The organism is Streptomyces sp. NPDC102258 (assembly GCF_055584685.1).
In genome coordinates, this window is record NZ_JBVJLO010000003.1 from 371,829 (window position 1) to 385,895 (window position 14,067).

Below are 14,067 nucleotides of genomic sequence, written 5' to 3' on the forward strand. Positions count from 1 at the left end.
TCGGCGTCGCACGTCAGCGCGACATGATCAAGCTAACAGGCGCTCTGCGGCTCGTGGGACGCATTGATCGTCTTACGGCCCGATGGGGAAACGGCCCATGTAGAGCGCGTGCTGGCCCATAGCCGGTTACGTCAGAACGCCCAGACGTGAGGGTCGGCTGAGAGGTTCCACTTGGCAGTGAATGAGTTCTCTTGCGTAGTTTCCCTGGCATGGGCGCCGCCATCGAAGACGGGCGTTGCGGCGGGCGTGCCGCGGGAGCAAAGTCCTAGCTGGCCCAGTGCTTACGCAGGGCTTCTCTAACCTGGAAGGAAGCCAGCATGACATCTCGGTGAGCGGCGTCTGTGGCTCCTTCAGCGGCCTCGAAGGCCTCGCGCTGCACCACATCGAGAGGCTCGGCGCGATGAGAGGCCGCCCGCTTGTAGTAGTACCTCCTCATCCAACTCTGTGAGCGCAACCGTCGTAACGCCCTTCCACAGCTCCAGTTGAACCGCGAATGCATCTGCCGCTGTTGCGACCTCCTCAGGCCCCTCCACCACCAGCCGGCCGACAGCGCGATTGAGCGCACCGAACTCAGGAAGTTCAGATGGAATGGCAGTCCGCTGATCAGTGATCGGCATCGACTGAAATCGGAAGATGTGCTCCATTGCCGCATCAACGGCCTCGATCAGCTGTAGGTGAGCGTCCCGTCGGCCCTGGGCGCGCCAGTGTTTACGTTGTGACCTTGCAGTGGTGGTGGCCGAAGCCACCCCTCCCACTGCGCCCAAAAGGGCACCAAGTGCCGCGCCAGCGGCGCCTACTAGCGCCACGCCCCCTGCATCCATGGACACCATTGTGCATAGCCGCCAGCTGGGTTTAAGGCGGGGAGGGCCATCTCAAGCCGCTATAAGCGTTGATGCAACCGACCTGAACGAGACGGTCGTTAGACTGATCAACAGCGTGGGGGCGCTGGAGACCTTGACGAGGTTCATGCATGACGCGCTCGCTCCCTTCGCCGTTCGCGCCGGTCGGCTACCGCCGAGATGGTCGCCCGATCTACCCGATTCTCGGTGCCGCCCCGAACGACCCGTCGGACGGAGGAGACCCGGCCGACCCGCAGGCCTCGACCGTTTCACAGGACGACCTGAACCGCCTCCTTGCCAGGGAGAAGACCCAGGGCGGCCGAGCAGCCGTGAAGAAGCTTCTGTTGGACCTCGGGTTCGATACCGCCGAGGCGCTGGGCGAGTTCATCACGACGAAGCGTGACGCTGACCAGGCGGCCCTGTCGGAGATCGAGCGCCGGGAGCAGGCGGCGGCCGAACGGGAGCGGCAGGCCAGCCAGCGTCTTGCTGACGCGGAGGCCTGGGAGCGCGCCGCTGTCCGCCGATCGGTGCTAGCCGGCCTCGGAGCCAGCGGAGACGACCTGGCAGATGCCGTCGTCCTCATCGAGCGGGCCCTCGCCGACCAGCCGGACGCCGACGAGGCAGCTGTCACCGTGGTCGCCGAGCAGCTCAAGACGCGCAGGCCGGGCCTGTTCGGGCAGCAGGGCCCGCCGCCGGCGCCCGGAGGCTCGCCTGCCGGGGGGCCGCCGAGCCGCGGGGGACTTCCGCCTCGCCCGGGTGCCGCCGGTTTGGAAATGGCTCGCCGTCGCGGATTCGTCACCGACTGATCGGCCCGGCAGCGCGCACCCACCGGCGGGTGAGCCGGACCAGGGGACCACGCCCCATTCTCCCGTGGACGACGCCGCCACTCCGGTGAGCGCCGGCCCTGATCCACATCCACGGGAGGACAGGCTGTGACCATCCAGCCCATCACCACTTCGGTGTCCTACACGGCTGACCGGGCCTGGCTCGGCAGCCTGCACGGCACCGACTCCACCGAGACGATCACCCTCGACGTCTCCAAGCTCACCGCGGCCCACGTCCAGGCATCCACGGACAGCAGCCAGCCGTACAGCCGAGTCCTGTCCGGGGTGCCGGTGGGGAAGATCACGGCGTCCGGCCTGTACGGCTCCTTCGACCCGGCAGCAGCCGACGGGCGCCAGAGCCTCGCCGGCTTCGTCTTCGCCGAGACGCTGTACGCCCCCACCGCCACGAAGGTGCCCGCGGCGCTCCTGTGGCATGGCGTGGTCGTCACCGCGAAGGTGCCCGGCGGCATCGACACCACCAAGGTCGCCCCGTCGGTGACCGGCCCGCAGATCCGGTTCGTGTGAGGAAGCCCAGATGACCATTCAGGATCTGATCAAGAACATTTCGACCAACGACCTGACGACGTTCGCCCGCGCCATCCCTTCGCAGGCGGACCATCTGCTCAGCAAGACGGGCGGCATCATCCCCTCACTGGAGCAGGACGAGGTGAAGTGGAGGGTCAAGGACAACGGCCGGTACGTCAACGTCGCCAAGTACCGGGCGTTCGACGCCAGCGTGCCCTTCGCGACGCGCGAGGCGTGGCAGACCACGCGCGAGGGCATGCTGCCCCCGCTCGGCCAGAAGCTGCTCGTCGGCGAGCAGGAACAGATCCTGCTGGAAGCATCCCGAGGCGCGGACGAAGACCGGCTGATCGAGCTGCTGTACGACGACACCGAGCGCCACGTCGAGGCCATCCGCTCCCGCATCGAGCTCGCCTGGGGCGACGTACTGACCGACGGCAAGTTCACTCTCGCCGCCGAGAACGGGCTGACGATCGAAGTGGACTGGGGCGTCCCAGCCGGCAACATGCCCACCGTGCCCAAGCTGTGGTCCGACCCGACGTCGGATCCGATCAAGGACGAGCTGGCCTGGATCCAGTACCTGGACGACCGAGGGGCGCCGGCGCCGGAGCTGGTGCTGACCAGCCGCAAGGCGTTCTCGTTCCTCGCGGCCAACAACGCCTACCGCGCGGCCTACTACGGCAGCGTCAACCCCTCGAACACGCCGACGGCGACGCTCACGCCACAGCAGATCAACGTGGTCCGCGACAACTACGGCCTGCCGCAGGTGACCTTCTACAAGGGCCAGGTCCGCGTCGACGGCGCGCAGACCAAGGTGCTACCCGAGGACCGGTGGATCCTGCTGCCCCCGGACCGCGCGAAGTGGGGCCAGACCATCTTCGGCGTGACGGCCGAGGCCCTCGCCCTCTCGCGGGGTACGAACCCGGAGATCACGAAGGAGGACCGGCCGGGCATCATCATCACCTGTGGCGCACAGGACGACCCGGTCCAGATCTGGACGAAGGGTGCCGCCGTGGGCATGCCGGTCCTCCACACCCCGGACGCCCACGTCGTTGCGAAGGTGATCTGATGGCCCGTCTCTCCGCCGCCGTCCACGTCCAGCACCCGATGACCCGGGAGTGGGTCGTCCTGGACCCCGGTGAGGAACCGGCACCCGAACTCGCCGCCGAGATCACCAACCCCGATGCCTGGGAGAACGGTGTGGTGCCCGAGCCCGATGCGGCCGCCGAGTCTGAGGGGCCGCCGTCCTTCGGCTTCACCCCGGACGAATCCTCCCCGCCCGAGCCGGAGCCGGAGCCTGTGCCGCAGCGCCGCCGCAAGGCCACCACGTAGCCGTACCCCGACCGGGGCCGCCGACTCGCAGAGAGCGGCGGCCCCTCTTCCTTGCAGGAGAGTCCGTGAACCCCGCCGTCCTCGCTTGGCTCCTCGCCCAGCTCGGGCCCACCACAGACCAGAACGACCTCGCCGCCCGCTACGCACGCCTCTCCTCGGCCCGTGAAGTCGCGCGCGAGGTCCTCTCCGAACGTCGCGCGAACCTGCTCGCCGAACCGCTGCGCATGGTGGTTGACGGCGTCGTCACCATTGACCAGAGCAACAACCTCCAGGGCATCGAACGCCAGCTGGCCGCGCTCGCCGAGAACCGGGCCCCCGACGACGCGCCCGTCGGCGAGCCGGGCATCGAGCTGATCACCGCGCCGCTCGTACCCGCCCACAGGAGCCGGTAGCCGTCGTGACGTATGACTGGCCGCCACTGGTCCCTGGAGACCCCGACGAAGTCGCCCGTCGTGTGGCGGCCGTACTTGATGAGGCCTGGCGCCGGCTTGCCGTGCAGCAGGAGCACGTACTCACGACCTTCGAGCGGCAACCCCGCGGCCGCCTGGTGCTGCTCACGCTGGAGGAGTTCAAGCGGGCCGTCCAGGCGTTCCGTCGCGAGGTCGACACCGAGGCCGTCGCCTTCGTTCGCCGGCAGCTCCCGTACCTCTACCAGCAAGGCGCCGAGCGGGCTGCTACACAGCTTGGCGCCCGGTTCACGTGGACGATGATCCACCGTGATGCCCTGATGAGCCTGGCCAGCGACTCGTACAACGACTTCCTCCGGCGATCCGAAGAAGCCGAGCGGAAGGCTGCCCGGTTCTACCGCGCCGCCCGGGCGGCGGCCCGTCTTGAGGTCCCCCTCCTTGCTGCAGGCAACGTCACCGCGAAGCAGGCCGCTTCCAACCTTGCAGCGCGGCTTCGGGACGGGCATCGGCTGGCCCACGTCGTCTACAGCAACGGTGCCCGGGTGCCCGTCAGGGTGTGGGCGGAGGCCGCGACCCTGGCGAAGAGTGCCGTGGCCTACAACGCAGGCACCCTCAACCGCACCCGCGAGGCCGGCGTTACGCGCGTGGAGGTCTTCGACGGCATGGACTGCGGATGGGTCAGCCATCAGGATCCGGACAAGGCGGCTCGCACGGTCCGTAGCGTTGAAGAAGCAGCCGAGTTCCCAATAGCCCACCCGCGCTGCAGGCGGTCCTTTGGACCCCGTCCCTACTTCGAGGGTGGTTCCGTGGAAGTCGTCTGAGGGGCGGCGTAAATGATCAAGAGGGATGTTCGTTGATCCTTGTGCGCCGGACGGGGCGCCTCCCGTATCGTCCCGTGGGTGACCATCACCCCAATCGCTGACAAGATCCACATTTCGGACGAGGAGCTGTCGGGGCTCGCCGGCACCTTCGGGATCGGCGGCGTCCATGAGCGGCGTCATCTGCCCGACGGGCTGATGAATGTGAACTGGCGGCTTGACGCGGCGGCCGGCACGTTCGCGCTCAAGCGTGTGACGGATGTTCCACTGGAGCGGCTGCGCCGCAACCTCGGTGTACTCGGGTTCCTCGGCGATCACGGCCTCCCCGTGTGTGCGCCGATCTTGGCCAGCGACGGGTCCGCAGTAGCGGAGACCCCCGGCGGCGGGTACTGCCTGTTCCCCTGGGCGGCCGGCGAGCACATTCCTGGCGCTTCGCTCACGCTGGGGCAGGCAGAGGCGCTCGGCGTGCACATCGCGAGGCTTCACGTCACCCTCTCGTGGGCCGCCGACGGCCGCACCCTGCCCCGGACACCGGAGTCCCTTGCCGTGGACGTCACGAGTGTCCAGCGGGCTCTGGAGAAGGCGGAGCGGCTCTTGGCCGCCGTTGCGGAGCAGGGCGGTGCGACCGCGTTCGATGACGAGGCGACGGCCGCGCTGAAGGCCCGGCGAGAGATGATCGCCGCGTACGCCGACCGCCTCCCGGCTGATGAGGTTCCCGTCGGCCCGTACGGCTGGACCCACGGTGACCTCCAGTTCCGGAACCTGCTGTGGTCCGGTGGTGAGCTGGCTGCGGTCCTGGACTGGGACCGGGTGGCCGTCCGCCCCTATGCAGAAGAGGTGGTGCGGACGGCGCAGGTCCAGTTCGGTGGGACCGACGGATTCGATCTTGAGCGGGTGGCGGCGTTCGTCGGCGGGTACCGGTCGGTGGCACCGCTGTCGTCAGCCGCGCTTGAGGACGCGGTGCACCGACTGTGGTGGAAGCGCCTGACGGACTTCTGGCAGCTGGAGTTCCGTTACAAGAAGGGCGACCACTCCTTCGACGAGCTGTTCACCCAGGACGAGGCACTGCTGCACTGGTGGACCGGGCGGCTCGATGAGGTGGGGGCGGCTTTCACCTCGTCGTGAGGCCGAGGGTGACGATCTCCGGCAGGACGGGGCGGGTGTAGCGGGCGGCATCGAGCCGAGCCCGCTCCCCAGCTCCCCGGTGGTCCATGGTGCGGATCGCGGCCACCCATTCCGCGAGGTCGGCGTCGGCATGCAGGATGATCCCTCCGGCACCTACGGCTTCGGGGATGCCACCCCGGTCGGTCCCGATGGTGGGCACTCCGTGCAAGGCCGCTTCGACGATGACCCGTGGGAAGGCGTCCTCGACAACGGACGGCACGAGCAGGAGCCGGTGTGACCGGTAGAGCGGAGCCATGTCGTAGACGCGGGGTATGTACGTCACATTGGCGTACTGGCGGAACTCGGCTGCTGTGTTCCACCAGCCCTCCACCAAGGTGAAGCGTTCCTCAGGCATGGCTTGGATCAAGCCGTGCATGAGCCGTGAACCCTTCGCCGGGATCGGGTTGATCATGAGCACGGGGCCGTCGGCTCGGTCCGCGTTCACGCTGCCGGGGCTCGGCTGCGTGAATGGCGGGTACCACAGGGACATGCGGGTGCCCGCCGGGTTGCCTGCGCGGTGGCGCACGAATTCCGAGACGGCCAGACCAGCATGTGGGCGGCCGGCCAGGACGCCGAGCCCAGTGCCGGAGACCGAATGGCAGATGCCTGCGGTGAGCGTGTGGGCGCGGGCCTCGGCCGCGATGTCGGCACTGCCTTCCTGAGAGGTGAAGACAACGTCGGGTCGGATGTCGGCGAGCAGCGTGGCGAGCGTGGCGGGGATGCGGTCCTGAGCAACGGCGATGCAGTCCACGCCGTTCCACCAGTAGCGCAAGGCATCGTTGGCCGACTCGTGAGGGGTGTGGTTCGTGTCGAGGTAGGCGGTGATTTCGGCGAGCTGCCCGGGACCGTCCCACGGGGGCTGGTGAGCGCCGAGGTAGACCACGTGCCAACCGGCGGCGGCAAGTTGTTCGGCGAGGAGCTGTTGGGTCACCTCGGCCCCACCGATGAGGAATGGGGGCGGTGTGCGGCGCCAGGCGATGAGGGCGGTGGGCATTCACTTCATCCAGTGGAGGATCAGGGCGCGAGCGGCTTCGGCGACGTCAGTGCGGGTGGTGTCGGAAGGCAGCAGCGTCACCTCCCGTGAAACCGGTTCGGCGCCGGACGTGGGGGTGGTGAAGTAGGAGCGGGCGTGCTCCAGGAACGCGGGGTTGTGAAGGAAGTAGTCGGACTCCGCAGCTGCGTGCCCGATGATCTTTCGCCGCAGGTGGAGGGTCTCGGCAGGAACGTCGAGGTAGATGGTGTGATCGGGCGTGAGGTACGGCATTTCCGCGAGGGAGGCCCGCAGTCGAGCCTGCACGTCGTAGCCGTAGAGCTGGTCCAGGGCGTAAGCGTGGGCGAGGAGGGTGTCCACCGATCGGTCGAGGATGACGAGGTCGGCAGTGGACTCGGCGACGGCGGTGACCCGGTCGGCTTCGATCTTCATGAACTTGTCGAACGCCACGATCTGTTCGGTGGCGGATCCGGTGCGCGCGGGCGGGATGTCCTCGCGGCGGTCGATGTGGTCGACGTAGCAAGCCGACACGAACGCGTGGGGGCCGATGCCGCGCATGCCGAGAAGCCGTTTGATCGTGGACGACTTGCCTCCGTAGGAGGCGCCTTCGAAGGCGACGATGGTCATGTCAGTGCTCCGTCCGGTAGAAGCGTTCCGCGTAGAGCCCGCCGTCGAGGAGGTCTGCGGCGACCGTCCAGGCGTGGCGGATCGGCCGGTACTGCTTGCGAGCCGGGCTCATCTGCGAGCCGTGCATCCGCAGGACGGTGACCTTGTCGAGGACGGCCGGGGTGATGTCGACCAGCTCGGGCACCAGGGGGCTGCGGTCGGACCGGGTGTTGAACAGGTGGAGGTCGCAGCCAGCGAGCGCGTACGTCGACCAGAAGGCGAGGTCCTCCCAGAACCAGCGGCAGCCAAGCCGTACGGCGGCGTCGTGCACCAAGACGTGGTCGGGGTGGCGGGTGACGGCGGCGGGGGCGAGCAGTTCCGCGCCGGGGTTCTGCTTGACGAGCGTGTGGAGGTCTTCGGTGATCCGGTCGAGGCGGCCGGGGTCGTAGGACCGGTAGGGCGGGTCGGCGTCCTTGTAGCTCAGAAGGCGACGGGCGGCACCGAGGGGGGCAAGCGCGGCCGCACCCTCCCGGGCCCGCACCTGCGACACGGCTTCCTCGGTCGGCAGGCTGGCTTCCACTGTGGGGTGGACGCTGCGGGACCGAGTGAAGACCGTGACCACGGTCAGGGGCCTGGGGTGGGTCAGGAAGGTGCCCGAGGCGGACAACGCGAAGTCGTCGTGGTGGGGCTCGATGACGAGGACCGGCCGTCCGGTCGGGGTGCGGTATTCGATGTGGTGGACGGCCCCGCTGTGAGGAGCGGTGAGTTCCAGCACCTGGTGGTCGCCGGCCGCGTACCGGGCTTCGAGGGGCGTGCTGTGCGCGGCGTGCGCGCGGTCGAGGTCGTCGGGGAATGTGTAGATGCCGGAGTGGTCGGGGACCGGAAGCTGGTTCATCGCACGGTGCTCCCATACCAGTGGCGCCACATGCGGGGCGAGGCCAGACGCCGGCGGGCGGTGAAGGGGTTCTGCCACCACAGCATTCGCGCGGTCGACCACTGGTCGTAGCGGCGAGTCGACGGGCGGACACGGAGATCATCCAGGATGGCGACGGGGCAGCCGGTCTGTGTGCCGTGATCGGTGAGCCGGGCGAAGAACTCGAAGTCCTCACTCATCAGCAGCTCCGGCCGGTACCCGCCCACCGCCTTGAACGCGTCGGCGGTCGCGAACTGGGCGACGCCCTGTGCTCCACCCTGCCGTGTGCGGTAGTGGTCCCAGTAGGCGCAGAGCAGTCGGGCGCCGAGTCGGGCCGGTGTGTAGAGCGCGGGGATCGCTCCTCCGACGGCTCCGGCGTCCACGGCTGTCGTGACGGCGGTGAATGTGTCGAGTGGGAGTGCCACGTCCGCGTCGGTGAAGAAGAGCAGGCTGCCGCCGGCTGCCGCGGCGCCGGTGTTCCGGACGGCGCCGATGCTGCGGACGGTCTCGGTGACGACGCGGGCGCCGAGCCGGGCGGCGAGCTTGGCGGTGTTGTCGGTGCTCGTGTTGTCGACCACGATCACCTCCCCCGTGCCGCCGGTTGCGGCTTGCCAGTGGTTGAGCGCGGCGAAGACGGTGGGCAGGTAGCGGGGGAGGTAGGCAGCTTCGTTGTGGGCGGGGATCACCACGGAGAGTGTGATCATCTGGGGCTCCTCACGGTGCGCGGGGTGTGAAAGAAGCGGGGGTGCTCGTGGGCGAGCGCGGCCAGGCGTCGGGTCCAGCGGGAGCGTTCCTCGCCGGGCGGGGCAGTCGCCTGGCAGCGGGCGGTGTGGAACACGCACCAAGCTGTAAGACGGGCGTCGTCCAAAGCGAGGGGGTAGGCGCCAGTAACGGTGAGACGGCCGCGTAACGAGACGGCGTGCGCCATCACCAGGGCCTGCGCGACGTCCGCTTCCCGAGGGCCTGGGGTGGCGTCGGTGAAGTCGATCAGGTGGCGTGTGGCGTCCGGGCCAGCGATGACGACGTTGTCGAAGTGCACGTCGCCGTGGCACCACACCAGCGGCGCCAACGCTGGCGTTTCGGTGAGCACTGCGAGAGCGGGCGCGATTCGGCTGATGGCGCCGGCATCGCGGCGGTGTAGGGACATGACGTCCTCGAAGAACGGTCTTCGGGGTGTGCGAGGGGCGACCGGCGCCCGATGGAGGCGGCCGAGGACGCTCCCCACGTCCCGGAGAGCGCGGTCGGTAGTGATCTTGCCGTTGCGAACGGCGGCGCCGAGGGTGAGTCGGCCGAGGTCTTGACTGATCAGGGCGGTGAGGTGAGTGCCCTTGATCCGGCCTGCAGCAAAGACACGGGCCGTGGGTACGGCGCCGGCGGCGGCGCGGATCGCTGCGGCTTCGGTCACCGCGTTGCGACGTGTGGCGGATGTGTACAGCTTGACCACCACCGCACGACCATCAGCGAGGCCAGCACGGTAAACGGAGGTGCGGTTGCCGATGGCAAGGCGTTCTGCGGTCACGGGCCGGACAGCCAGGAGGCTCGTGCAGGCACGCACGACGGCCGGAGGCAGGCCGGTCACCGCCAAGCCCCCACAGCACCCAGGCGCCGCAGATGCCGGTTGGTCATCCTGAGATGCGCCCGGTAGTCGCGGACGTCGTCGGTTGGAGGGCAAAGAGACGACCACGGTTTCTCAGGGCCGACGAAGTGGACCAGCGCGGCGGACGGGTCGGGGCGCAAACTGCGGCGGACCACGCGACGCACCCATTCACCCCGTTCGAGGAACCGGCCGGTCTCGAACCGGTTGAAGCGGGACGGGACGGGGTGCACGCGCCCGGTACGCAGTAGCCAGAGGTTCAGCGCGTCCTGGTCGTTGTGCAGGATGTGCGCCCGATGCTTGACCAGGGCATCGACGACTCCCTGACGCATCGCGGGGATGTCCGCGGTGTGTGCCCAGAGCATTCCGGCGTTGTAGTACGGGCGGCCGCGCCAGTGGGGCCAGCGATCGGCCGCACCAGGAAGTGCGGGGCACGCCCCGACGGCAGGGTTGAACTCGTCAGCGACGGCGCCGATCCGGCCGGGCCGGAGGGATGCGAGGGGGCCTGTGATGTCGTCACGCACGTGGGTGTCGGCGTCTACGTAGATCAGGTAGGGACGACGGACGAAGTCACGGGTGAATTCGAATCGAAGGTAGGTGGTGATCGTGATGTAGCTGTCGTCGGCCATGTGGGAGGCGGCGAGCGGGGACCGGTAGGCCAGGTCGAAGGACCCGAAGCCGCACCGCTTCGCGAGGTGCGCGAGGAGGAGGGCGTGAGCCGGCGGGAGATCCATGGTCAGAACCCGCAGGGCCGCGCCGCGGCGTGCGGCGGGGGTAAGGCTGTCGGCAAGGGAGGTGACGGCCGCAAGGCCGGGGAGGAGGTACTGCCGGTCGATGCACAGGCCGAATGCGTACACGTGGGTTCGCCTTTCGAGCGTGGTGCTGCGCAGGGGCGGGGTAGTGGGCCCCGCGGCCCGAGGCCAATGCCGCCGAGGAGGGGGCGGCAGCAGGCGTCCCGGGGCGCGGGGCGGCCTGAAGATCCGGCGTGGCCCGTCGTACCGGCGGGCGGGGCCGGATGCTTTCAGAGGGTGGTGCGGTCGGCGCAGCGGCAGGCCCGGTTGGCGTCGGTGTGCGAGTCGATGTCGGGACGGGCGGCGGCCGGCCACTTCGGTTCGGTTGCGGCGTGGACGTGTGTGGTGCCGGTATTGGCTAGTAGGGCACCGACCGCGATGTGTCCGGCGGCCCAGACGGCGGTCAGTAACGAGCCGACCCGGTCTCGGGGTAAGCGGGGCATGGTGGCGGCACGTCGGGTTCTCACAGGCCGTCCGAGTCAGTCCCGGGTCGGTCATGGAGGATGCCGTCCAGTTCACTCCAGCCGGAGGCGCCTTCGAAGACGTTCCGGAGGCGGGCCTGCTGGCCCGGCGTGCGACGAGGAACCGACGCCGTGGCGACCGCGAGGAAGCCGCCGCGGTCGCGGATCAGGGCGCCGAGCCGCTCGAACTCGACCGAGTCGGAAGCGACGTGGGCCTGGTCCGCGACGACGATGCCCCGGACCATTCCGTTACCGAGGGCATCGGTTATGCCACGCCAACCAATGCGATCGACCAGCGGAATGTCCGGGTCAGGGTCGGACCAGGCTCCCGCTACGGGCCACAGGCGGGCATCAGCGTAGCGTCGGGCGCACGCTTCCGATTCCTGGATGGAGGCAGCATGTGGGGAGGAGCTGTAGACGGCGACGGGAACATGTCCGATGCCGCCGCCGTGCGGGTTCGTCGGCATGGTCCAAGCGTCGCGGGGCGGGGACGATCGGCCCAGGCACGAGGCATGGCACTCGCCGCAACTCGCGCACGGCCAGACTGCCATGGGGCGTAGCGGTGGGCTGTCGTGGCTGAGCCTGGACTACTACGTCCCGTGGCAGTTGCCCAGATGAGGAGCAGCCAGGCTGTCACGGGACGTGGCGGTTGAGGGACGGGCTGGGTCAGTGCATGCCGAAGGGAACGCCGGCAGCGTGGGCAAGGCCGCGAAGGCGGGCGACGGAAACGCCAGTTAGGCGGCTGATGATGACGCCAGGAAGCATCTGGTGGCGCACCCAGCCGGGTGCCATCCGGCACACGCTTTCGAGAGTTTCGGCGGCCTGATCCCACCTGCGGCATTCGAGGTGGGTGAGGGCAACGTCAAGGCCGTATCTGGCGCGGGTGGCCAGGGGAACGTCGTTGCCGAGGTGGACGGTCTCCATGAGGCGCAGCGCGCCGGCCGTGTCGCTGAGGGCGACGGCGATGCTCATTGCCTGTGTAGCGGCGTACATCGGGCCGTAAGGCTGGGCGTGGTCGCCGCGGGCGTGCTCGGTGCCGATGCGTGCTGCGACTGCGTGAGCTTGGGACAGGTATTCGCGGGCGGTGTCAGTGGTGGCACCGCCGCGGGAGGCAGCGACGGCGGCGTTGGTGACGAGCTGCCCGTACACCGACAGCCGGTCCGGGTCGTGCTCGCTCATCTTCGGCTCGATGCGGTCGGCCTGGGCGGCAGCGAGCGCGAAGCCTTGGGCAGTGCGGCCGTCGCGAAGGTTCACCCACGCCGTGGTGGCCGAGAGGTGCGCGTCGCGCAGATCGTCCCCGGCCTGCACGGCGATCTGCCGACCGTAGGTGAGGGCAGCGTAGGCAAGATCTCGGGAGCCCAGGACATTCGCCATCATCCCGGCCGTCTGGAAGGTGTCCGCGAGGAGGCCGGCTGCCTGTTCCTTCTCGGTGTGATCGGCGTGGTCGTAGCGGGCCCGCGCTTCGGGGAGGAGGCGGGTGAGCAGGGCGCCGAGTTGGGTGTACTGGCCGGACCAGTAGGCGGCGTCGGCGTGGCGGACGACGCTGCGGAGCTCGTCCAGAGTGCCGGGGCTGGTGTCAGCGGGAATGCCGATCGCGGCGTCGTGGGTGACGGCGGACAGGGCCCGGAGGGCGGAGCGTTCATCGCGGTCCATGGAGCGGCGGGGCGCTTGCTGGCCGAGAAGGACGGCGATGTCCGTCCCGAGGGCGTGGGCGACGGACAAGAGGGACGCGATGGAGGCGGTGCCGCCGCGTTCGAGCTTGCGGATCACGCCGACAGATACCCCGGCTGCTTCGGCTAAGCCCTCCTGGGTCATGCCGCTGCGGAGGGCCTTCAGTCTCTCGCTGTTCGTGTACTCCGACCACTGCACGCGCGCACCTCCTGGGATGAGTGAGGTACGGACCGTACAGGGGGCAGGGTAGTTGTCGACAGGGGCCGACCGGCCGGGAGTTGACAGCTTCCGGCCGGAGTCGTGCCACCGGAATTCAGACGGTGAGAGGAACGCTGACTCCCAGGAGGGATTCCAGCTCCGAGATCGTCGCATGCTCATCGGTAGCAAGGAGAGTGGTCATCCCGAGGGCGGCTGCCGGGGGAAGGTTCACTGGGTGGTCGTCGGCGAAGACGCATGCCTCGCCGGGAAGACCGAGTCGTTCGAGGGTGAGCTGGTAGATCGCCGGGTCGGGCTTGGCAATGCCGACCTGTTCAGAAATGACGTGGACATCAAAAATCTCCCAGATCCCGGCATGCTCGTATGGGTTGTGAGGGTCCATTCCGAAGCTGTTCGAGAGCAGCGCGGTACGGAGGCCGGCGTCGCGTGCGGCCTGTGCGAGGGCGGCCATCCGGCGTGCGGTCGGCACGCCCGACCAGGCTCGGCCCATCAGGTTCGTCGGGTCCACACCAGGGCCGATCAGCGGCGCCGTGCGAGCGTTCCACTCCGCTTGCCCAATCTCCCCGACTTCGAGCGCCTCGTACAGGCGGCGTCCTTCGGGGTGATCGTTCAGTGTCGTTCGCCACGCTTCGGGGTCGAGGCCTTGAGCTGAGCACCACTCCCGGTGGACGGGGCGCGGGTCGGCCGTGAGGACCCCGGCAAAGTCGAGGATGAGCCCCTGACGGGCTGGGCGAGTTGCGCTTTCGGTGGGGTGCGGCATGCTGTGGGCGTCCCTTCCATGATGGCCTCACTTGGGACCGTACAACCCGCGCGCCTTTGAGTGTGGGGTGCGAGTGGCTTCGCCCGCGGGGGAATTGAAGTGCAGGCAGCCACTCGTGGGGCGGGGAGGCGTCCGCCCGGCTATGGTGCCTCCACCGT

The 14,067-nt window shown here is 68.9% G+C and carries 17 protein-coding genes; 7 read left to right on the forward strand and 10 right to left on the reverse strand.

Annotated elements, in window-relative coordinates:
• Positions 1-970: 970 nt before the first annotated feature.
• The 7 genes from ACZ6ZT_RS07300 (at position 971) to ACZ6ZT_RS07330 (ending at position 5,867) form a co-directional block, all read left to right on the forward strand.
• Complete coding sequence (locus ACZ6ZT_RS07300; protein ID WP_469716356.1) at positions 971-1,645, forward strand: hypothetical protein; 675 nt, start codon at positions 971-973, stop codon at positions 1,643-1,645.
• A gap of 126 nt (positions 1,646-1,771) precedes the next feature.
• Positions 1,772-2,188, forward strand: a complete 417-nt coding sequence (locus ACZ6ZT_RS07305) for a head decoration protein (protein ID WP_469716357.1) — start codon at positions 1,772-1,774, stop codon at positions 2,186-2,188.
• 10 nt (positions 2,189-2,198) lie between these two features.
• Positions 2,199-3,254 (forward strand): major capsid protein, encoded by a 1,056-nt coding sequence (locus ACZ6ZT_RS07310; RefSeq protein ID WP_469716359.1) that lies wholly within the window; start codon positions 2,199-2,201, stop codon positions 3,252-3,254.
• The gene (locus tag ACZ6ZT_RS07315; RefSeq protein ID WP_469716361.1) at positions 3,254-3,517 is read left to right on the forward strand and encodes a hypothetical protein; all 264 of its coding nucleotides are present in this window, start codon (positions 3,254-3,256) and stop codon (positions 3,515-3,517) included. The genes ACZ6ZT_RS07310 and ACZ6ZT_RS07315 overlap by 1 nt, the downstream gene beginning before the upstream one ends.
• A 65-nt stretch (positions 3,518-3,582) precedes the next feature.
• Positions 3,583-3,909, forward strand: coding sequence for a hypothetical protein (locus ACZ6ZT_RS07320; RefSeq protein WP_469716363.1), 327 nt, complete (start codon positions 3,583-3,585; stop codon positions 3,907-3,909).
• 5 nt (positions 3,910-3,914) lie between these two features.
• Positions 3,915-4,745 carry a hypothetical protein gene (locus ACZ6ZT_RS07325; protein ID WP_469716365.1) on the forward strand — a complete coding sequence of 277 codons (831 nt, stop codon included), beginning with the start codon at positions 3,915-3,917 and terminating at the stop codon, positions 4,743-4,745.
• A 78-nt stretch (positions 4,746-4,823) separates the two neighbouring features.
• Entirely contained in the window at positions 4,824-5,867 is a 1,044-nt protein-coding gene (locus tag ACZ6ZT_RS07330) for a phosphotransferase (protein WP_469716366.1), read from the forward strand.
• Here ACZ6ZT_RS07330 and ACZ6ZT_RS07335 read toward each other — a convergent pair.
• The 10 genes from ACZ6ZT_RS07335 to ACZ6ZT_RS07380 all read right to left on the reverse strand — a co-directional run bounded on the left by ACZ6ZT_RS07335 (position 5,854) and on the right by ACZ6ZT_RS07380 (position 13,909).
• The gene (locus tag ACZ6ZT_RS07335; protein WP_469716368.1) at positions 5,854-6,900 is read right to left on the reverse strand and encodes a glycosyltransferase; all 1,047 of its coding nucleotides are present in this window, start codon (positions 6,898-6,900) and stop codon (positions 5,854-5,856) included. The genes ACZ6ZT_RS07330 and ACZ6ZT_RS07335 overlap by 14 nt on opposite strands.
• Entirely contained in the window at positions 6,901-7,524 is a 624-nt protein-coding gene (locus ACZ6ZT_RS07340; RefSeq protein WP_469716370.1) for a hypothetical protein, read from the reverse strand.
• Position 7,525: 1 nt separating this feature from the next.
• Positions 7,526-8,398, reverse strand: a complete 873-nt coding sequence (locus ACZ6ZT_RS07345) for a PIG-L deacetylase family protein (RefSeq protein ID WP_469716372.1) — start codon at positions 8,396-8,398, stop codon at positions 7,526-7,528.
• Positions 8,395-9,120 carry a glycosyltransferase gene (locus ACZ6ZT_RS07350; protein WP_469716374.1) on the reverse strand — a complete coding sequence of 242 codons (726 nt, stop codon included), beginning with the start codon at positions 9,118-9,120 and terminating at the stop codon, positions 8,395-8,397. The genes ACZ6ZT_RS07345 and ACZ6ZT_RS07350 overlap by 4 nt, the downstream gene beginning before the upstream one ends.
• On the reverse strand, positions 9,117-9,935 hold the full coding sequence (locus ACZ6ZT_RS07355; protein ID WP_469716376.1) for an aminoglycoside phosphotransferase family protein: 819 nt from the start codon (positions 9,933-9,935) through the stop codon (positions 9,117-9,119). Before ACZ6ZT_RS07355 ends, ACZ6ZT_RS07350 begins: the two co-directional genes overlap by 4 nt.
• A gap of 56 nt (positions 9,936-9,991) precedes the next feature.
• Positions 9,992-10,867, reverse strand: a complete 876-nt coding sequence (locus tag ACZ6ZT_RS07360; RefSeq protein ID WP_469716377.1) for a glycosyltransferase — start codon at positions 10,865-10,867, stop codon at positions 9,992-9,994.
• A 164-nt stretch (positions 10,868-11,031) separates the two neighbouring features.
• Positions 11,032-11,244 carry a hypothetical protein gene (locus ACZ6ZT_RS07365; RefSeq protein ID WP_469716379.1) on the reverse strand — a complete coding sequence of 71 codons (213 nt, stop codon included), beginning with the start codon at positions 11,242-11,244 and terminating at the stop codon, positions 11,032-11,034.
• A gap of 20 nt (positions 11,245-11,264) precedes the next feature.
• The gene (locus ACZ6ZT_RS07370) at positions 11,265-11,729 is read right to left on the reverse strand and encodes a hypothetical protein (RefSeq protein WP_469716381.1); all 465 of its coding nucleotides are present in this window, start codon (positions 11,727-11,729) and stop codon (positions 11,265-11,267) included.
• A 199-nt stretch (positions 11,730-11,928) separates the two neighbouring features.
• A complete protein-coding gene (locus ACZ6ZT_RS07375; RefSeq protein WP_469716382.1) occupies positions 11,929-13,131 on the reverse strand; it encodes a helix-turn-helix domain-containing protein in 1,203 nt (400 codons plus the stop codon).
• A gap of 115 nt (positions 13,132-13,246) precedes the next feature.
• Positions 13,247-13,909, reverse strand: a complete 663-nt coding sequence (locus ACZ6ZT_RS07380; protein WP_469716384.1) for an HAD-IA family hydrolase — start codon at positions 13,907-13,909, stop codon at positions 13,247-13,249.
• Positions 13,910-14,067 lie beyond the last annotated feature (158 nt).

Coding starts and splice junctions, on each gene's coding strand:
- ACZ6ZT_RS07300 (WP_469716356.1), top strand. CDS start 971: ATGACGCGCTCGCTCCCTTCGCCGTTCGCGCCGGTCGGCTACCGCCGA.
- ACZ6ZT_RS07310 (WP_469716359.1), top strand. CDS start 2,199: ATGACCATTCAGGATCTGATCAAGAACATTTCGACCAACGACCTGACG.
- ACZ6ZT_RS07315 (WP_469716361.1), top strand. CDS start 3,254: ATGGCCCGTCTCTCCGCCGCCGTCCACGTCCAGCACCCGATGACCCGG.
- ACZ6ZT_RS07335 (WP_469716368.1), bottom strand. CDS start 6,900: ATGCCCACCGCCCTCATCGCCTGGCGCCGCACACCGCCCCCATTCCTC.
- ACZ6ZT_RS07340 (WP_469716370.1), bottom strand. CDS start 7,524: ATGACCATCGTCGCCTTCGAAGGCGCCTCCTACGGAGGCAAGTCGTCC.
- ACZ6ZT_RS07345 (WP_469716372.1), bottom strand. CDS start 8,398: ATGAACCAGCTTCCGGTCCCCGACCACTCCGGCATCTACACATTCCCC.
- ACZ6ZT_RS07350 (WP_469716374.1), bottom strand. CDS start 9,120: ATGATCACACTCTCCGTGGTGATCCCCGCCCACAACGAAGCTGCCTAC.
- ACZ6ZT_RS07365 (WP_469716379.1), bottom strand. CDS start 11,244: ATGCCCCGCTTACCCCGAGACCGGGTCGGCTCGTTACTGACCGCCGTC.
- ACZ6ZT_RS07370 (WP_469716381.1), bottom strand. CDS start 11,729: ATGCCGACGAACCCGCACGGCGGCGGCATCGGACATGTTCCCGTCGCC.
- ACZ6ZT_RS07380 (WP_469716384.1), bottom strand. CDS start 13,909: ATGCCGCACCCCACCGAAAGCGCAACTCGCCCAGCCCGTCAGGGGCTC.